Source organism: Novosphingobium barchaimii LL02 (genome assembly GCF_001046635.1).
Classification (GTDB): domain Bacteria; phylum Pseudomonadota; class Alphaproteobacteria; order Sphingomonadales; family Sphingomonadaceae; genus Novosphingobium; species Novosphingobium barchaimii.
Genome location: NZ_KQ130458.1, coordinates 37,232 through 55,925, shown reverse-complemented (window position 1 = coordinate 55,925; position 18,694 = coordinate 37,232). Strand labels below are relative to the sequence as shown.

Below are 18,694 nucleotides of genomic sequence, written 5' to 3'. Positions count from 1 at the left end.
GTCAAGCCCGACATGCATATATTTTTGATGGCTGATTCTGCGCTGGCGTCTCAGCCGGGCAACAGATTGTGGATCGCCGTTGCAGCCTTGGCGGCCTGACCGGCCGCAACAGCAATTTGATCCAGCCCTTCGACCATGTCGCCAGCAGCGAACAGGCCGCTGACCGTCGTTTGTTGATGCTCGTCGACGACAATGCACCCTGCCTGGTCCAGTTTCGCACCGGCCATGTGCGCGAGTTCCGAGCGAGGGGAGGTTCCGAGGGCAACATAAAGGGTGTCGAAGCGAAGCGATCGGCCATCGGTCAATTGAGCGATCAGATCCTTTCCATCGATCGACAAATCTCGGACAGGGGCGCGTTCGACCGCGATACCGCCTCGAGCCAGATCTGCCTCTTCGGCCTCCGACAGTTGCGAGCCGTCCTGCGCGAGCAAGGTGACGGTGTCGCTATAGTGCCGCACGAACACAGACTCGGCGGCGCCATGGTCTGAGCACCCCAGCACGGCCACCCGCTTGCCGCGTACCTCATAGCCGTCACAGATCGGGCAATAGCGTATCAGACCTTGCACGAGGCCTCGATCATGCGTTTCCAGCGCCATTCGCGGACGATGATTTCTCACGCCTTGGGCAAGCAATATCGTGCGGGTATTGACGGCCTCGACACCTGTAGTGACCAGGAAGCCCGTCCGGGTCTGTACAATCCCATTGGCTAAACCATCGGAGAGCTTCGCGCCGTAACGCAGGGCATGCCGGCGCATCCGCGACAGCAGATCGTCGCCCGATATGCCGTCTGGAAAACCCATCAGGTTGTGCGTGGCTGGAATGGAGGACGCGCGGCCGTCGCCGGCATCGATGACCAGCGTAGAACGCAGAAACCGGCCCAGATAGGTGGCTGCTGTCAGCCCTGCCGGGCCACCGCCTATGATGACGCAATCGTACATGCGAGCCTTTCGCTGACCTCGGCCGTCACTGATATTACGCGGTACGATGCCTCTTCCCTCGAACAGAGACACGCTCTTCCAAAAAAAGATCGGGTCGTGAGGGGTAAACGCCAGCGCTGCGTAAATTGAGATGAAGCCCATCGCCTGGCAGGATGGACAGCCGAGGTGCCCACGGGTCGCAGCGTGGCGCCGGGGCGAGCGGATGTGGGGAAGACGGATTGGAATCAACCGATCGCGCTCCGTGTCGCTCGCCCCGCAACAAAGGTTGCAGCATCACGGGCAGGGGCGTCAGCATCATAGTCGGGTGGGAGCAATGGAGACCTACAGCCCTTTCTCGGCCTCGATGGGCCAGGCGCTTTGGGTGATCATGATCGTCGCTGGCCCCCCGCTGATAATCATGTTGGTGGTGGGGCTGATTATCTCAATGATCCAGGCTGCTACATCGATCAACGAACAGACCGTGAGCTTCGTCCCCAAGCTCCTGACGTTCATCTTGTTCCCCGCGCTTTACGGGGCAACCGCTGGCGATCTCCTGATCGACTATACCCGTGACCTGCTGACGCATATTCCGGACGATATCAAATAATGAGGACCGATTTTCATTCGGGGCGACCACGCAAAAACTGGTCGAATACGGGACGGAGTGCTAGCGTCGGAGAGGATCGGCGCGAAAGGGGAGCGGGGTTTGGCGGAGTTTGAATTGCTGGCGCGGCAACTGATCCAGCGATGGAAGGAAGACCCGAACGCGACGTACCAGAGCTGGTTTCTATGGGATGAGCGCATCAAGAACTTTCGCTCGATCAGGCGTGGTCTGGCTCAGGTGGTTGCTGAGATCGAAGCCGGTCGGTTTGGCGTGGCCTATCGCGGTTCTTCTCTGGAGACGGTCGTTCATTCAGTCGCCGAGCAGAGGCAGATCTTCAAGGGCGCGGACCATGCGTTTCTCTGGAAGCCCAAATTGCGCATTCCCGACATCTATGAAAACCCGGCGAACCAACGCGCGTTTGGTCGATTGCTGGACCATTGCGCCTGTTGCGACACCGCGGAAGAGATCATCGCAGGTATTCACACGATTGATCGTCTGAACATCAAAGGGCTGGGGCCAGCGGTGGCCAACCTCCTCTATTTCCTGCATCCAACCCTCGTGCCGCCGTTCAACACGGCGATCGTCAACGGCTATAACAAGCTGACCGGCGGCAAGGTGAAGCTCGGAAGCTGGCAGCATTTTCTCGCAATGCGCTCGGGCGTGCTCGACCTGAACGAGCGTTTTCGCGATCTGCTGTCGAACGATCTGGGCGCCATTGGTGGCCTTCTGTTCGACATCGGCTCGGGCCGCTATCCCGCGCCCCCGCGCGACGAGGAAGACCAGACTCTAAGATCCTGGGCCGCGCGCCTCGAGCAAGCCCGGGCCGAAGCTCAAACCCTCAACAAAGCGCTGCAAAAGCAGGGCGAGAGTGACCGCACCCATTCGGAAATCCAGGCGTGGCTGCGCGATATCGGTCTAGCGCTGGGGTATAACATCTGGATCGCATCCAATGACCGGGGACGGCTGCATGACGGGGTGCGCTTGGGGGAGGGGTGCCTCGAGAGCCTGCCAACTTCCATTTCGACATCGACGGGAGCGGATGCGATCCGCCTCATCGATGTTTTGTGGCTGGAGCAAGGCGGCGACCGGGTCGCGGCAGCCTTCGAAGTCGAACATTCGACCTCCATCTATTCGGGTATCGTCCGGATGCTGGACCTTGCGCTGAGCGGCAGCGATCTTCACGCGACAGCCGGATTGTTTCTTGTCGCTCCTGACGCTCGCGAAAGCGAAGTCCGCGCGCAAATCGCAAGGCCCGCGTTCAACCGGATCGCGGACCTCGAAATCGCCTATCTTCCCTATGGCGAGCTCGAACGGCACAAGGAGGCGATTTCCCGGTTTGGCTCGGGTCTAAAGGCGATCAAGGCGATATCGCGCGCGCTGCCTTGATGCCTTTTACATCCCGGAGGCAGGTGGCGCCAACAGCCCCAACCAGGCAACTAAGATAAGAATGGTAACGGCGCAGCCGGTCTCGATTGCGAGGCTGCGGCGGAGCGACCCTATCGCCGAGGAGGTGTTGCCTGTCTCGATCGCCGCCGCGAGCGACGGCGTCAGAAAGTAGCGATTGGCCGCCGCCAGCAACAGCATCAAGCCGAACAGCAGCAGCTTTGCCACCAGCAGCAGGCCATAGAGGCTGGTAAACATGGATCCCAGATTGGAGGGGCCGATCAGTATCCAACTATTGATCAAACCCGACACGATAAGCAGCGCCACGACCACCGATCCGACCTTCGCAAATCCATCCAGCGCGCGGTGCGAGAGGTGAATGTGATCCACCGCCATGCGCGCGGCAGGGCGGAAAACGAGGAGGCAAAGCGCGAACAACGCGCCTACCCAGATGCCAGCTGCCCAGAGATGGATGATATCGGCACCAAGATGGACCCATCCCCGCAAGCCTTCGTCGGCAGCGCCATGCCCCGTCCAGGCCAAGGTCGCCAGAGCGACAGCGGCGGTCGCTGACAGCGACCACAGGGCGAAAGCGGGACGCCGCCAACCGACGATGGAAAAATAGAGCACGAGCAGGAGGGCCGCGACCCGTACCTGCCAGACCGTCCCGATCGCAGTGCCCGATATGAGAAGATTGACCGTGGCGCGGTCTACCTGATCGAGTGGCACGCCCCCCATCGAGGCCGCCAGGACCATCATGCCCAGGATAGATAATACGATACCGGCCAGCGCGATTGTCGCCAACACCGACCGGAAACGCAGGACCGAGCCGGATGCCCGCTCAGTCCCGCGCAACGTGTAGAGGCCGAACATCGGCAACCCGAAGAGGAGCATGAGATCGAGGAAAAGTCCCAGCCTCACTGCGATCGCTATGATGTCCGGCACGGTCTTACTGGACCTTGAAGGTGTAGCTGCCCTGGATGCGATGGGTGTCAGCAGAGACGACGTGATAGTCGACCTTGTAGGTTCCAACCGGCAACGGCTTGGCAAGCGTCGCGACGAGCGTCTTGCCATCGGCGCCCACGGTGGCCTTGACGCCGTTCATCTTCATCGGCGCCATCTTCATGCCTGGCATTTCGGTCATCGTCAGGTCGAGCCCGGAAAATTGTGCGACGAGCGCTTCAGAAAAGACGAGCTGAATTCTGGTCGGGGCGGCGACCACGGCATTTGCGGCAGGGGTGGCGGCATTGAGCTTAGGGTGAGCCTGCGCAGCGGTAGCGGTGAGGACAGACGCCGCCATGGCGACGGCAAAGATTGTTTTACGAAACATCGATTTCTCCATGGGCGGCGAGACTGCCGACACATCGAATTACGCACCACGCGGCGCCACCCCTCATCAGGCGCGCAAGAATTCTGCAAATCAGAACCCCGGCGGGATTTGCGAATGAGATCTGCGCGACAGATGAGGGATCGAAGCTTGCAGTGCGTATGGACAATTGGATGGGTGTGAGAACCACCCGGATCCAAGGGACGCTGCCGCTCGGGAGGAAGCTATGGAGAATGCTAGGACGACTTGGCTGCGCAGGCACTTTCCAAGTGTAGGTTTTATCGCTGCGACAGCGCTGGTCGGCGGCGCGCTAGCGGGGATCGTCGTCTATGTGGGTGCCTATGACATCGGGGCGGATTCGCCGCACACCAAACCGGTCTATTGGCTGATCGAGCAGCTCCGAGATCGTTCCATCGCCGTGCGATCTCGTGATGTGAATGTCCCGGCCAACCTTGGGGACGTGAAGCGGCTGCAGAGCGGGGCGGGGCTCTACACCGAGATGTGCAGCGGCTGCCATCTCGGGCCAGGACTGGAAAAGTCCGAAATCAGCCAGGGACTCTATCCGAGGGCGCCGGAGCTTTCCCGCGAGGAGCAAAGATCGCCAAAGGAGCAATTCTGGATCATCAAGCATGGGGTCAAGCTGACCGCGATGCCAGCTTGGGGTAAGACCCATAGCGACGAACTGATCTGGGATATGGTGGCTTTCGTAAGGCAACTTCCGCGTATGTCACCCGCCCAATATCAGGCGGCAATAGCCAGTGCGCCCGAAGACCATGACGCGATGATGAAGGATATGCCCGGCATGACGAAGACGGCGCCATAGCGTTGCGGCTGCTCCGTCGCTGTTGCTCAGATCTGCCCGCTATGTGCGATGCTTTGACGGACAGGCTGATAGAGGGGAAAGTAAAGAACACGTCCTGGGCCGTTGCCCCGGATTGATTGAGGATTGGACTTTTCGATGGATACCGACCTGGACCGGCTGCTGAGCCGCTTACGCAACGAACCGACGCATCCGGGGCTGATTGGTCTGGAGGATGCTGTGTTCCGACGCATAGCGGCATTGCCGCAGGTTTCGACCGCGTCTCAATTCCGCCTCGGTGCGGTCGCGGCTTTCGGAGCGGTACTGCTGGGTATCGCCAGCAATGGCTTTACGCCGCGTGCCGAGGCGTCGGTCACGCTATCGCCTTTCGGGCCATCAAATCCGCTTGCCCCTTCGACGCTGCTGGTAGGTTCTCAATGAAGCCCAAATTGCTCCTCCTCGTCGCCATCGTCGCCTTTGCATCGGCGGTTGCGGGCGTGTTCCTGGGCCGCTACTTTTTCCCGCAGCCCAAGGCAGCCGGCGTCGAGCTCCACGATGTCTTGCACAGCAAGCTCGATCTGGATGATCGTCAGAAGGCCAAGATCGAGCTGCTAGAGCAGGGTTTCGCCGTGCGTCGGCGCGCGCTGGAGCTTGAACTGCGATCGGACAATGCGCGTCTCGCAGCCGCGATCGAGGTCGAACATGGCGAAGGGCCGCGTGTGACCGCGGCCGTCGATCAGTCGCATCAGGCAATGGGCGAACTGCAAAAGGAAACGCTCGGGCACATCTTCGCCATGCGGCAAATCCTTCGCCCCGATCAGGCCAAGACCTTCGATCAGGCGGTGGTTCATGCGCTCACCGACGATGCACGGTGAGTCTGGATCTCCAGGCGTGTTCGGACGGTGAACTAGCGGCACTGACGCTTGCCGGTCGGCAGTCGGCTTTCGCCGAGATTATGCGTCGGCACCAGACAGCGATATTTCGACTGGTGCGCGGCCTGGTCGGGAATGCCGAGGAAGCACTTGATCTCACGCAGGACTGCTTTGTATCCGCGTTCAGCCATCTGCGGAAATATGATGGTGCGCGTCCGTTGCGCGCCTGGCTATCCCGGATCGCGATTAACAAATGTCGCGATTGGCGCCGCCGCCAGAGGGTGCGGCAGCTCTTCACATTTGGCTCCGCGCCGTCGGATGATGAGATTGAGCAAGTGCCGGATGACGCACCCTCCGCACATGCCAGTGCTGAATCGAAAATAGAGGTGGAGCGACTGTCGGCGGCGATCAGCGCATTGCCTGCCACGTTGCGTGAAGTCCTGATGCTCAGGACCGTCGAAGGGCTCAGTCAATCAGAGGCCGCCAAAGCGCTTTCCGTCAGTAGCAAGGCTGTGGAGACGCGCCTGTATCGCGCGCGCGCGCGCCTCGCAGAAATACTCGCTGAGGAATGAGGGGTGCGCGCTGCTCGCGCGTAAGGATAAAGAGATACCGCGCTTAAGCGTCTTTTCAGACCCAAAGTGCTGCACGTTGAACAAGGAGATATTATGTCCCCCGGATTGAACCGCCGCGACCTTTTCCGCGGCGCTGCGCTGGCCGGCGGTGGCCTCGCATTGTCGGCATGGCTGCCGGCATGGGCTCAACCCATTTCGTCCGGGATTGCCAAGCCACTGCCAACGGTCAGCGGGAACGATATCACGCTCAAGATCGCGCATCAGATGATGATGATCGACGGCCGACAAAGCCATGCCATCGGCATCAATGGCACTGTGCCTGCGCCCCTCATCCGTCTGCGTCAGGGCCAAAACGTCCGCCTGTCGGTGATCAACGATCTCGAGGAAGACAGCTCGATCCACTGGCACGGCCTGCTTTTGCCGTTCCAGTTCGACGGCGTGCCCGGCATCAGCTTCCCCGGCATCAAGCCCAAGTCGACCTTTGTCTATGAGTTCCCCATCGTCCAGGCTGGCACCTATTGGTATCATAGCCATTCGGGGCTGCAGGAGCAGTTAGGTCATTACGGACCGATTGTCATCGACCCGGAAGGCGAGGATCCGATTCAGTCGGATCGAGAGCATGTCATCGTGCTCTCCGACCATAGCCAGATGCATCCGCACGCAATTTTCCGGAAGCTCAAGCAGGTCGGCGGTGGCTATTTCAATTATCAGCGGCAAACGCTGGCCGGTTTGCTGGCCAAGGAAGACCAACCCCTCAAGGACCGACTTGACTGGGGCAATATGCGGATGGATCCGACCGACGTGTCCGATGTCACGGGCTCGACCTATACCTATCTCGTGAATGGGCATGGCCCACGGGACAACTGGACCGCGCTTTTCAAGCCAGGTGAGCGCGTTCGCCTGCGTTTCGTCAATGCCTCCGCGATGACGACGTTCAATGTCCGGATTCCCGGTCTCAAACTTACGGTTGTTCAGGCCGACGGGCTCAATGTCAGGCCGGTCGAGGTCGACGAGTTTCAGATCGCGGTTGCCGAGACCTATGATGTCATCGTTACTCCGACCGATGATCGCGCCTACACGCTGGTCGGTGAATCCGTTGATCGTTCGGGCATGGCACGCGCCACACTGGCTCCGCGTGAAGGCATGACGGCCGAAGTTCCGCCGCTCCGCAAGCGGCCCCTTGCCGATATGAAGGACATGGGCATGGGGGACATGGATATGAGCGGCATGTCCGGCATGGACCACGCAGCAATGGGGCATGACATGTCTGCCGGCGGAGCTGCCGCGGGCGGGATGGCAGGCATGGATATGGGGGCCGGCGCGTCGATGCCAAGCATGCAAAAACCGGCGGATAGTTCCATGGCCAACATGCCCGGAATGGGCAGCGGGTCCGGTGATACAATGGGCGGCATGGCGATGGGCGGAATGGGCGGCATGAACATGCGCGACGCCAGCAAAGCGCCGCAGGTTAAGATGGGACCGGGTGTCCAGACGATCTCGCCCATGCCGATGGATCGCACGGGAGAACCGGGACAGGGTCTCGAAGACGTTGGCCACCGCGTCCTTGTCTATCGCGATCTCATGGCGGTGGAGCGCAACCCCGATGTTCGCGCGCCAGACCGCGCGATGGAAATCCACCTGACCGGGAATATGGAACGCTATATGTGGTCGTTCGATGGGGTGAAGCTCAGTGACAAGCGCGAGCCCATTCCCTTTATCGAAAACGAAAGGGTCCGCGTCACGCTCGTCAATGACACGATGATGTCGCACCCGATCCATCTTCATGGGCATTTCTTCGAGCTGGTGACCGGGCATGGCGAGTATTCGCCGCGCAAACACACCGTCAATGTCGCACCAGGAGGCAAGGTAAGTTTCGACGTCACCGCAGACGCAGTCGGCGACTGGGCGTTTCACTGCCATATGCTCTATCACATGCATGCCGGGATGATGCGCGTCGTCTCTGTCCGTCCCCGGGGAGATGCCGCATGAAGTCGCTTCTCCTTCTGATCGGCGCGGCCCCGCTCGCCTTGGCGACCCCAGTCAGCGCGCAGTCGATGCAGAATATGCCGGGCATGAACATGCCTGCTGCTCAGCCAGCGGCGAAGAAAAAGCCGGTGGCCAAGCCAGCAAGCCAGCCCAGGCGCGCCGCTGCGCCCACGGCTAAGGGCAAGCCTGCCACCCCGAAGCGCCGGGCACCGGCAGCAAAACCCAAGTCGGCGCCGCACGACATGTCGGGCATGGGGGCTATGTCCGGCATGGAGATGCCCGGTAACAAGACGCCTCCAATGGCTGACCCGCATGCCGGCCACGACATGTCCGGCATGCCTGGCATGACCATGCCCGATGGGGCGGGCGGTACGATGAAACACGACATGCCCGGCATGGACATGCAGGCGGCACCCGGCGGTCAGCCGATGCAGCACGATATGTCGTCGATGCCCGGCATGGCGATGGATGGGCCGATGGCAGCCCATGGCGCTGGTGGCACCAGTCTCATGCCCGGCAACGCCCCTGCACCCCAACCTCCTACCGACAACTATGCCGACCGCGTCTACAAAAACGGCGAGATGGCGGCTTCGCGTATCATGCTGCATAAGGAACATGGCGGCTCATCCAGCTCGATGATCCTGTTCAATCTGGCGGAATATCAGGTCCGTAACGGCCGCGACGGCTATCGGTGGGACGGGGAGGCGTGGTTCGGCAAGGATCTCGATCGGCTGGTGGTCAAGACAGAGGGTGAGGGCGTTCTTGCTGGCAGAAGCGGCACCTACATGGAGACCGCAGAAGTTCAGGCGCTCTACAGTCGTGCACTCGACCCTTATTGGAACCTCCAGGCGGGTGTCCGTTACGATTTCAAACCCAACCCATCCCGTACTTATGCGACGATCGGTATTGAGGGGGTGGCGCCTTACTGGTTTGAGACCGAGGCTGCCCTGTTTCTGTCGAACAAAGGCGAGGTGTTGGGGCGGATCGAGGGCTATTATGATCAGCGTATCACGCAACGCCTCATTCTCCAGCCGCGCCTGGAAGTGAACCTTTCAGCACAAAATGTCCCGGAGACGCGGATTGGAGCGGGCATCACGAACGCCGAATTGGGACTGCGTTTGCGTTACGAACTGCGCCGCGAATTTGCCCCCTACATCGGCGTTTCTTACGACCGAAAGTTCGGGCGGACGGCGGACTATGCACGCTCAGACGGAGGGGACGTGAAGGCGGCCAGCTTTGTAATCGGTGTTCGGACCTGGTTCTGAGAAGCGCCAAACTCCGCTTCCACATCGGGGCTAGCCGCGTTCATCGCTGGTTAGCCCTGGTTATCGGCGTCCAGCTGCTGCTTTGGTTTGCGAGCGGTCTTGTCATGAGCCTGTTGCCGATCGAGCGAGTCCGCGGTGAACATCTCGTCGAGCGATCGTCGCCGGCGATATTGGAACAGTCGAGATCGCGCGCGCCGTTGGACCTAGTGTTGCGCGCGGCGACCAGACCCGTGCGTGAAGTCCGATATCGCGCGCTGCTCGGCCGCGAGATTGCGGAGGTCGAGTCTATCGATGGGACGATCTCACTCCACGATGCAGAAACAGGTCGTCGACTTGGTCCCGTGAACGCTGCGATGGCTCGCGCGGTGGCGATACAGGCCTACCGTGGTACGTCGGAGCCGCCGAGCGTGCGCCTGGTTGTGGCGTCGACCCCAGAATTCAAGGGCGTCCTGCCGGCCTGGCGGGTGGACTTCCCTGACCGCGAAGCGACCCGCGTCTATGTTGCCCAGAATAGTGGTCGGATCGTCGCTGTGAGAAATGGAACGTGGCGCCTGTACGATTTCTTCTGGGCGCTCCACATCATGGATTGGAAAAACCACGAAAATTTCAACACGCCGTGGTTGATGGCGTTTGCCGCAGGTGGTCTCGCATTGGCGATCGCGGGTTCGGCACTTTTGTATCTTCGGTGGCCGCGAAAGCGACGCCGCACGGGTTGAATAGTCAAGCAGGATCGGGGCGGGGGCCAAAGGAGACGACCAATGATGAAAAATGCCTATGCGAGCCTCGCCCTGCAGACCTTGGTTGGCGGCGTCATCATGTATCTGGTGATGTTCGTCATGATCGACAGCTTGGGGAGCTTCTACAACAACCTGAATATGCTCTACATGACGCTAATGATGGTGGCGCCCATGGTGGTGCTGATGGTCCTCGCGATGGGCCATATGTTCCCGTCGAAAAAGGCAAACGCGGCCCTTATATTAGGGTCAGTTGCGATATTCGCCGGATCATTTGCCCTCATCCGCACGCAAACAACGATCGGCGATACAGCATTCCTCCGATCGATGATCCCGCATCATTCGGGCGCGATCCTGATGTGCCGCGAGGCCTCCTTGAAGGATCCGGAAATCGTTCGTCTGTGCAGCGGCATCGAGGAATCTCAGCGCCGCGAAATCGATGAAATGAAGGCTATTCTAGCCCGCAAGTAGGCTTCGCGCTCCCGTTCCCGTAAATTTTGTGCCGCCTCACGAGGGAAATGGCGCGCCCATGCGTATTATCAATGCGGGGCGCTGAGGAGAGAATTGTGAAGAAAATAGTCCCCATCATCATCGCTGGATTGGTGGCCGCGCCGGCGATCGCCCAAATGCAGGGCATGGACCATAGCAAGATGGACATGCGCCAGACCATGAACCCCACGCCAGCCAATCCTTACCCGCCTGCAGAAATGGAGATGCATCAGAAGATGATGTCCGCCACGGGCAGCGATGCAACGGAGACCTGGGTGCGCAAGATGATCGAGCATCATCGCGGTGCGATTGCGATGTCACGCATCGTTTTGCGCGACACCAAGGACGCGCAGGTCCGAATGATGGCGAACAAGTCAATCACCGAGCAAACGCGAGAAGTGGGCGAGCTTCAAGGCTGGCTGAGAGCCCACAACAAGCGCGCCCAATAGACCTTTCCTCCCCCGCCCAGGGGCGGGGGAACCAATAAGGGATCGTATGACACTCAAATTTGCCCTCGCTGCGTTCATAGCAGCCTTCTCCGTCGCCAGCGCCGAAGCTGCCCCGATCATCATGCATCGTGACCCTGGTTGCGGTTGCTGCGAACAGTGGGCGGCCCAGGTGCGCAGACAATTTGGACAAAGCGTCAATATCGTCGACGACCAGCAACGCGGCCGCTTTCAACGCGCTCAAGGCGTGCCCGCTGCGCTGGCATCATGCCATACTGCAATTGTCGATGGCATAGTTTTCGAGGGCCACGTTCCCATTGCCGACATGAAGCGCGCGATCGCGAAGCGCCCGAAGGGCGTAAAGGGATTGGCCGTAGCGGGCATGCCGCTGGGTTCTCCGGGGATGGAAGTCCCCGGCCAAAAACCACAACCCTACTCTGTCATCGCCTTCGGATCGGCGGGTCAGACGGTATTTGCCCGACACGGCGGGTGACCATCTCGTTGATCTTTGATGCTACGAGGCGTAATAAATAACGGCTGTGAAACGCGTTTTGCAACTTCTTCTCCTTCTGGGAGCCATGGTTGGCTTGATTGGCCAAGCGGCGGCCTTTGCGTCCGCTCCGCCTGCGATGTCCGCCCCAATGGCCACGTCTGTGCAGGCCGTGGCTGGGATGTCGGAAGACTGCATGAAGATAATGGCACAGCAGCAACAACCTGCTCAGAAGCCTTGCAAGGGCATGACCCTGGAATGCATCGCGGCCATGGGCTGCGTCGTTCCGCTGGCCGTTCGTAATGACGCGCCTATGCTGGAAGCACGCGAAGCCAGTCCAGCTCTGCCCTTCTGGGCAACCATCACTGTCCTGCACGGCAGTGACCTCACTCCCGAACCGGAACCACCGACTCTCCTTGGCTGATCGACACCGGCTGCCAGGCTGACAGGATTCTTGCGTCTATCGCGCATCTGAAAATCCTGTCTGACCCGCGGCTACCACGATATTTTGCCCAAGGATTACAGTCATGAAGAACCGTGTTTTCTATGCCCTGCTGGGCATTGCGCTTGCCGCTCCCGTTGCCGCTTTCGCCGGCGAACCCAACACAAACTCGCAGTCTGGCCATTATGAATGGCGTCAATCGCCAAACTATGGCCCGCGTGCGCCATCTATGAGCCCCCGTCGCGTCTGGGTGCCCGATGCTCCGCAGATGGCGAACTGCAACTGCGACATGATGAAGATGAGCGCGGCGGACTGCATGAAGGAGATGCATAGCATGGCATCGCCTTCGTCGGCTCCCTCGGCCGGCTAGGCACAGCCTCTGGCCGTGTAAGGTCGCATAGACGGCCAGGCCAGCAGTGGCGGCGGGATTGCCCCCATCCCGCCGCCACTGACATGCCTGCCAGAGTGCGCGACGCCGGCCTGATCCTCCGATCAGGAGTTTTCCATGCGATTGTTTGTTTGTCTGCCGCTGCTCGCGGCGATCCCCGGCGTTGCATTCGCTGGTCCCCTCACTTTCGACGCTGCGCTCCAGCGCGCGCGGCAGGAAGCGCCGTCGATCAAGGCCAAGGCGCTCGCCGCCGAGGCCGCTCGTTCCGCTCGTGGCGGCGCCGGATCGCTACCTGATCCGACTCTGGCCGTTGGGCTCGACAGTTTCCCGATCTCGGGGCCATTGGCGTTTGCTCCCGGGCAGGACAATTTCACGATGGCGCGGGTGGGCGTGTCCCAGGATATTCCCAACCTCGCCAAGCGCCGTGCGCAACGCGCCCGCGCTGACAGCGATATCAAGGCTGCAGATGCCGACACCGCATTTGAGGCGCGTTCGGTTGAGGTCGGCACTGCGCTTGCCTGGATCAACCTTGCCTATGCCGAGCGCCGGCTGACCGCGCTTGATGATCTTCTAGCCCGTCTGGAGCGCGTGGTGCGGACAACGCCCAGTGCCGTCGCGTCGGGCAATGCCCGGCCTGCGCAGACTCTTGCCGGCCGACAGGCTATCGCCTCATTAGAAGATCGTCGCAGCGAACTGGTCTCAAACATAGCGCGGGCACGGGCTGCTCTGACGCGATGGACGGGTGACCCGGCGCCTGAAATTGCCGGATCTATTCCCGACTTCCCTGTCGATGGGGCCGAACTGCGCGCTGGCCTGGATCGCCTTCCCACCATGGCAATGATCGACGCCCAGTCCGGTCAGGCAATGGCCGATGTGCGTATGGCCGATGCCAACCGCCGTTCCGACTTCGGGGTGAACCTTGCCTATCAACGCCGCGACCCTCGTTTTGGAGATTATGTGTCAGCCGGTGTGACGGTCAGTCTGCCCTTCTTCACCCGCAGTCGACAGAATGCGGGCATTGCGGCGGCCCAGGAGAATGCCGGACGCATCCTGGCCGAACGCGACGCGGCCCTGCGGGCGCTGGCCGCTGATCTCGAAACCGATCTTGCGGACCATATCATGCATCATGAACAGTGGCTGCGCGCGCGGGACACATTGCTGCCACTCGCCGAGCAGCGGGTGACGTTGGAGACGGCAAGCTACGGGGCAGGTCGCGCCAATCTTGTCGATATCGCGGATGCCTATGCGGCCCTTGCCGACGTCACCCTCAACACTCTCGACCGTGAAGCCCTTGTCGCTGCTGACGGTGTTCGACTGAACCTTACGTATCGGAGCGAATCGCAATGAGCCATTTCACAATCCCTCGGGGCGGCCTTTTCGGTGCCGCGGCGCTGCTCGCGGTCGCCGCTGGCGGGGTCGGTTTCACCATCTCTGAATGGAGAGGAGGATCACCCGACGCTACGGCCGCCAAACCGCCGGCACGCAAGATCCTCTATTGGTATGACCCGATGATCCCCGCTGAGCATCATGACGGTCCAGGCCTGTCGTCGATGGGAATGCAAACAATCCCGCGCTATGCGGATGAGGTGGGGGCAAGCGCGGCACAGCCGGGAATATCGATCGACCCGTCCGCCTCCCAGGCGCTCGGGATGCGAACGGTGGCTGTGCGGCGCGGCGAATTGGCGAGCAGTCTCACCGCCACCGGCACGATCGACTTCAACCAGCGCGACGTTGCGATCGTTCAGGCGCGTGCAGGCGGCTTCGTTTCCCGTGTCTATGGCCGCGCACCTGGTGATGTGATCGGTGCAGGCGCGCCGCTTGCCGATGTTCTGGTGCCGGAATGGGGCGGCGCACAGACCGAGTTTCTGGCGGTCCGCCGCACCGGCAACGCCGCTCTGATCCAGGCCGCGCGTCAACGGCTCATGCTGCTCGGCATGCCCTCCGGCACGATCGCATCGGTCGAGCAAACCGGACGACCGCATAATGTGATCACCATCTCCACGCCCACGGGCGGCGTGATCAAGACGTTGAACGTGCGGGGCGGCATGACCTTGATGGCAGGCCAGACGCTTGCCGAGGTCAACGGGCTCGGCACGGTCTGGTTGAATGCCGCCGTGCCCGAAGCGGTCGCCGGTCCCTTGAAGCCTGGACAAGCGGTGCGAGCCGCGCTTGCAGCCTTCCCCGGCGAAACCATCTCCGGGCGTGTCTCGGCGATCCTGCCCACGACTCAGGTCGACAGCCGGACGCTCACGGTGCGGATCGAGCTGCCCAACCGCGGCGGGCGCTTGCGGCCCGGCATGTTCGCGACCGTGTCGTTCGGCGGCAGTACGCAGCCGGCATTGCTGGTGCCGTCCGAGGCGCTGATCCGCACCGGCAAGCGGACGTTGGTGATGCTCGCGCTCGACAAGGGGCGTTACCGCCCCGCCGAGGTACAAACCGGGCGCGAATCCGGTGACGATACCGAGATATTGGCTGGCCTAAGCGAAGGTGAAAAGATCGTCGCCTCGGGCCAGTTCCTGATCGACTCCGAGGCGAGTTTGTCCGGCGTCGAAGCGCGGCCGATCGGTGGCAGCGCGCCGCCGGCAATTGCCAAACCCACAGCTGTAGCCGCGCTGTACGAGACCGTCGGCAAGATCGAACAGATCACCACCACTTCGGTGACGCTCAGCCATGAGCCGGTGCCCGCCATCGGCTGGCCGGCAATGACGATGACCTTCCAACTTCCAGACCCGAAGATCGCGCGGGGCCTGAAGACTGGCGATCGCGTCCGCTTCGGCTTCGACCAGCCACCGGCCGGACCGACGATCCGGCGTTTGGCGAAGGTTGCCGACCAATGATCGCCCATCTCATCCGCTGGTCGGTCAAGAACCGCTTCTTCGTCCTGATCGGCGTGCTGGCCCTCATCGGTGTAGGCGTCTGGGCGGTGCGATCGACCGCGATCGACGCGCTGCCCGATCTCTCCGACACCCAGGTCATCATCCGCACCAGCTATCCGGGACAGGCGCCGCAGATCGTCGAGAATCAGGTCACCTATCCGCTCACCACCACCATGCTCTCGGTCCCCGGCGCCAAGACGGTGCGCGGCTATTCCTTCTTCGGCGACAGCTTCGTCTATGTGATCTTCGAGGACGGCACCGATCTCTATTGGGCGCGCAGCCGCGTACTCGAATATCTCAACCAGGTGCAGGGACGATTGCCGGCGAGCGCGCGTAGTGCGCTCGGTCCAGACGCGACCGGGGTCGGCTGGGTCTATGAATATGCGCTGGTTGACAAAACCGGCCGGCACGATCTTGCCCAGCTTCGCGGGTTTCAGGACTGGTTCCTGCGCTACGAGTTGAAGACCGTCCCGGGCGTCGCCGAGGTTGCCAGCATCGGTGGGATGGTGAAGCAGTACCAGGTGCTGCTCGATCCGGTGAAGCTCGCCGCCTATGGGATTACCCACAGCCAAGCGGTCCAGGCGATCCAGCAGGCCAATCAGGAAGCGGGCGGCTCGGTGCTGGAGATGGCCGAGGCCGAATATATGGTCCGCGCCTCGGGCTATCTGAAGACGCTCGACGATTTCCGCGCGATCCCGCTCAGAACCGCTGCGGGCGGCGTGCCCGTGCGGCTAGGCGATGTCGCCACGATCCAGATCGGCCCCGAAATGCGGCGCGGCATCGCCGAATTGAACGGCGAAGGCGAGGTCGCCGGCGGCGTGGTGATATTGCGCTCGGGCAAGAACGCCCGGGAAACGATCGCGGCGGTCAAGGACAAGCTGGCGGACCTCAAGAAGAGTCTGCCGCCCGGCGTCGATGTGGTGACGGTCTATGACCGTTCACAGTTGATCGACCGCGCCGTCGCGAATCTCACCCACAAGCTGATCGAGGAGTTCATCGTCGTCGCGATCGTCTGCGGCCTGTTCCTCTGGCATGTTCGCTCGGCGCTGGTCGCGATCCTGACCTTGCCGCTGGGCGTCCTCGCGGCATTTACCGTGATGCGGTTCCAGGGGGTGAACGCCAACATCATGTCGCTCGGCGGCATCGCCATTGCCATCGGTGCGATGGTCGATGCGGCCGTGGTCATGATCGAGAATGCCCACAAGAAGATCGAGCGCTGGGAGCAGGATCACCCGGACAAGCATCTCGAAGGCGAAATGCGCTGGATCGTCATCACCGAAGCTGCTGCCGAGGTCGGACCGGCGCTGTTCTTCAGCCTGCTGATCATCACGCTGTCCTTCATTCCCGTGTTCACGCTCGAAGGACAGGAGGGCAGGCTGTTCGCACCGCTCGCCTTCACCAAAACCTATGCGATGGCGTCAGCGGCGATCCTGTCGGTGACCCTGGTGCCGGTGCTGATGGGTTTGCTGATCCGGGGAAAAATCCCGCCCGAGCAGTCGAACCCGGTCAATCGCTGGCTGACCAATATCTATCGACCCGCGCTCGACTGGACGATGCAGCGACCGAAGACAGTGCTGCTGATCGCGGCACTCGCCTTTGCGACCACGGCCTGGCCGCTCACACGCCTTGGCGGTGAGTTCATGCCGAATATGGACGAGGGCGACCTGCTCTACATGCCGTCAGCGCTTCCCGGCCTTTCGGCGGCGAAGGCGTCGCAACTGCTCCAGCAGACCGATCGGCTGATCAAGACCGTGCCTGAGGTCGAGAGCGTGTTCGGCAAGGCCGGGCGCGCGGAGACTGCAACCGATCCGGCGCCGCTGGAGATGTTCGAGGCCACGATCCAGTTCAAGCCACGCGATCAGTGGCGGCCGGGGATGACGCCCGACAAGCTGGTCGAGGAGCTTGATCGCACGGTGAAGCTCCCCGGCCTCGCCAATGTTTGGGTGCCGCCGATCAGGAATCGCATCGATATGCTCGCCACCGGCATCAAGAGCCCGATCGGGGTCAAGGTGTCGGGTGCCGATCTCGCCCAGCTTGATCGCGTCGCGCATGACGTCGAGGCGGTGGCCAAGACCGTACCCGGCGTCAGCTCGGCGCTCGCCGAACGGCTGACTGGTGGACGTTATGTCGACGTCGACATCAACCGGGCGGCCGCCGCTCGGCTCGGGTTGAACGTCGCCGACGTTCAGGCGATCGTCTCGGGCGCGATCGGCGGGGAGACGATCGGCGAGACAGTGGAGGGGCTTGCGCGTTATCCGATCAGCGTGCGCTATCCGCGTGAGCTGCGCGACAGCCTTGAAGGGCTGCGCACCTTGCCGGTTCTGACCCCGTCGGGACAACAGATCACGCTTGGCACGGTGGCAAATATATCGATCGCAGAGGGGCCGCCGATGCTCAAGACCGAGAACGCACGGCCCTCGACCTGGGTCTATGTCGACGTGCGCGGGCGCGACCTCGCCTCGGTAGTCGGCGACCTGCAACGCGCGGTGGCGAAACAGGTCAGGCTTTCGCCCGGCGTCAGCCTCGCTTATTCTGGCCAGTTCGAATACCTCGAGAGGGCAGTCGACAAGCTAAAATTGGTCGTACCGGCAACGCTGTTGATCATCTTCGTACTGCTTTACCTGATTTTCGGACGGTTCGATGAAGCCGCGCTGATCATGGGGACCCTGCCGTTCGCGCTGACCGGCGGGATCTGGACGCTCTACCTGCTCGGTTTCAACCAGTCGGTCGCGACCGGAGTCGGGTTCATCGCGCTCGCTGGCGTCTCCGCCGAGTTCGGCGTGGTGATGCTGATCTATCTCAAGAACGCATTGGAGGAGCGCGAGAACCATTCGGATGCTGCCGAGGTCGAGGCGGCGGTGCGTGAAGGCGCGCTGCTGCGTGTCCGGCCGAAGGCAATGACCGTCGCGGTGATCCTCGCAGGCTTGCTGCCGATCCTGCTCGGCTCGGGCGCTGGCTCCGAAGTGATGAGCCGGATCGCTGCGCCGATGATCGGAGGCATGCTGACCGCGCCGCTGCTGTCGATGTTCGTCCTTCCTGCCGCCTATCTTTTGCTCCGGCGGCCGAAGAGCAAGCCCTTACCTCAACCTCTCATTTCATGAAGG

At 61.6% G+C, this 18,694-nt stretch carries 20 protein-coding genes; 17 read left to right on the top strand and 3 right to left on the bottom strand.

Annotated elements, in window-relative coordinates; all coding sequences use genetic code 11:
- Positions 1-50: 50 nt before the first annotated feature.
- Entirely contained in the window at positions 51-938 is an 888-nt protein-coding gene (locus tag V474_RS20830) for an NAD(P)/FAD-dependent oxidoreductase (RefSeq protein WP_021243457.1), read from the bottom strand.
- Between the two features lie 313 nt (positions 939-1,251).
- Between V474_RS20830 and V474_RS20825 the strand changes: the two genes are divergently transcribed.
- Together V474_RS20825 and V474_RS20820 are read left to right on the top strand one after the other, a co-directional pair.
- Positions 1,252-1,524, top strand: a complete 273-nt coding sequence (locus V474_RS20825; RefSeq protein WP_021243456.1) for a flagellar biosynthetic protein FliQ — start codon at positions 1,252-1,254, stop codon at positions 1,522-1,524.
- A 99-nt stretch (positions 1,525-1,623) separates the two neighbouring features.
- Positions 1,624-2,907 carry a hypothetical protein gene (locus tag V474_RS20820; RefSeq protein WP_021243455.1) on the top strand — a complete coding sequence of 428 codons (1,284 nt, stop codon included), beginning with the start codon at positions 1,624-1,626 and terminating at the stop codon, positions 2,905-2,907.
- 6 nt (positions 2,908-2,913) lie between these two features.
- Here the strand turns inward: V474_RS20820 and copD are convergent, their stop codons facing one another.
- Both copD and copC read right to left on the bottom strand, forming a co-directional pair.
- Positions 2,914-3,849 carry a copper homeostasis membrane protein CopD gene (copD, locus tag V474_RS20815; protein ID WP_021243454.1) on the bottom strand — a complete coding sequence of 312 codons (936 nt, stop codon included), beginning with the start codon at positions 3,847-3,849 and terminating at the stop codon, positions 2,914-2,916.
- Positions 3,850-3,853: 4 nt separating this feature from the next.
- The gene (copC, locus tag V474_RS20810) at positions 3,854-4,246 is read right to left on the bottom strand and encodes a copper homeostasis periplasmic binding protein CopC (RefSeq protein ID WP_051035789.1); all 393 of its coding nucleotides are present in this window, start codon (positions 4,244-4,246) and stop codon (positions 3,854-3,856) included.
- A gap of 211 nt (positions 4,247-4,457) precedes the next feature.
- Between copC and V474_RS20805 the strand changes: the two genes are divergently transcribed.
- From V474_RS20805 to V474_RS20735, 15 genes are all read left to right on the top strand, one after another.
- Positions 4,458-5,054, top strand: a complete 597-nt coding sequence (locus tag V474_RS20805; protein WP_017502273.1) for a c-type cytochrome — start codon at positions 4,458-4,460, stop codon at positions 5,052-5,054.
- Positions 5,055-5,189: 135 nt separating this feature from the next.
- Positions 5,190-5,471: a hypothetical protein gene (locus V474_RS20800; RefSeq protein ID WP_017502274.1), complete on the top strand. Its 282-nt coding sequence runs from the start codon at positions 5,190-5,192 to the stop codon at positions 5,469-5,471.
- On the top strand, positions 5,468-5,905 hold the full coding sequence (locus V474_RS20795; RefSeq protein ID WP_031290470.1) for a periplasmic heavy metal sensor: 438 nt from the start codon (positions 5,468-5,470) through the stop codon (positions 5,903-5,905). Before V474_RS20800 ends, V474_RS20795 begins: the two co-directional genes overlap by 4 nt.
- Entirely contained in the window at positions 5,902-6,474 is a 573-nt protein-coding gene (locus tag V474_RS20790) for an RNA polymerase sigma factor (protein WP_021243451.1), read from the top strand. Before V474_RS20795 ends, V474_RS20790 begins: the two co-directional genes overlap by 4 nt.
- 93 nt (positions 6,475-6,567) lie before the next feature.
- Positions 6,568-8,463, top strand: coding sequence for a copper resistance system multicopper oxidase (locus tag V474_RS20785; protein WP_021243450.1), 1,896 nt, complete (start codon positions 6,568-6,570; stop codon positions 8,461-8,463).
- A complete protein-coding gene (locus tag V474_RS20780; RefSeq protein ID WP_021243449.1) occupies positions 8,460-9,725 on the top strand; it encodes a copper resistance protein B in 1,266 nt (421 codons plus the stop codon). Before V474_RS20785 ends, V474_RS20780 begins: the two co-directional genes overlap by 4 nt.
- On the top strand, positions 9,716-10,441 hold the full coding sequence (locus V474_RS20775; RefSeq protein ID WP_031290469.1) for a PepSY domain-containing protein: 726 nt from the start codon (positions 9,716-9,718) through the stop codon (positions 10,439-10,441). The genes V474_RS20780 and V474_RS20775 overlap by 10 nt, the downstream gene beginning before the upstream one ends.
- Before the next feature lie 42 nt (positions 10,442-10,483).
- Positions 10,484-10,930 carry a DUF305 domain-containing protein gene (locus V474_RS20770; RefSeq protein WP_017502281.1) on the top strand — a complete coding sequence of 149 codons (447 nt, stop codon included), beginning with the start codon at positions 10,484-10,486 and terminating at the stop codon, positions 10,928-10,930.
- A gap of 71 nt (positions 10,931-11,001) precedes the next feature.
- A complete protein-coding gene (locus V474_RS20765) occupies positions 11,002-11,397 on the top strand; it encodes a DUF305 domain-containing protein (protein ID WP_017502282.1) in 396 nt (131 codons plus the stop codon).
- 46 nt (positions 11,398-11,443) lie between these two features.
- Positions 11,444-11,887, top strand: coding sequence for a DUF411 domain-containing protein (locus V474_RS20760; protein ID WP_021243446.1), 444 nt, complete (start codon positions 11,444-11,446; stop codon positions 11,885-11,887).
- Between the two features lie 244 nt (positions 11,888-12,131).
- Positions 12,132-12,308 (top strand): hypothetical protein, encoded by a 177-nt coding sequence (locus tag V474_RS26685; protein ID WP_231377893.1) that lies wholly within the window; start codon positions 12,132-12,134, stop codon positions 12,306-12,308.
- Between the two features lie 103 nt (positions 12,309-12,411).
- Positions 12,412-12,696 carry a hypothetical protein gene (locus tag V474_RS20750; protein ID WP_021243444.1) on the top strand — a complete coding sequence of 95 codons (285 nt, stop codon included), beginning with the start codon at positions 12,412-12,414 and terminating at the stop codon, positions 12,694-12,696.
- A 135-nt stretch (positions 12,697-12,831) separates the two neighbouring features.
- Positions 12,832-14,061, top strand: coding sequence for a TolC family protein (locus V474_RS20745; RefSeq protein WP_017502287.1), 1,230 nt, complete (start codon positions 12,832-12,834; stop codon positions 14,059-14,061).
- Positions 14,058-15,551 carry an efflux RND transporter periplasmic adaptor subunit gene (locus V474_RS20740; protein WP_021243443.1) on the top strand — a complete coding sequence of 498 codons (1,494 nt, stop codon included), beginning with the start codon at positions 14,058-14,060 and terminating at the stop codon, positions 15,549-15,551. The genes V474_RS20745 and V474_RS20740 overlap by 4 nt, the downstream gene beginning before the upstream one ends.
- Complete coding sequence (locus V474_RS20735; protein WP_021243442.1) at positions 15,548-18,691, top strand: efflux RND transporter permease subunit; 3,144 nt, start codon at positions 15,548-15,550, stop codon at positions 18,689-18,691. Before V474_RS20740 ends, V474_RS20735 begins: the two co-directional genes overlap by 4 nt.
- Positions 18,692-18,694 lie beyond the last annotated feature (3 nt).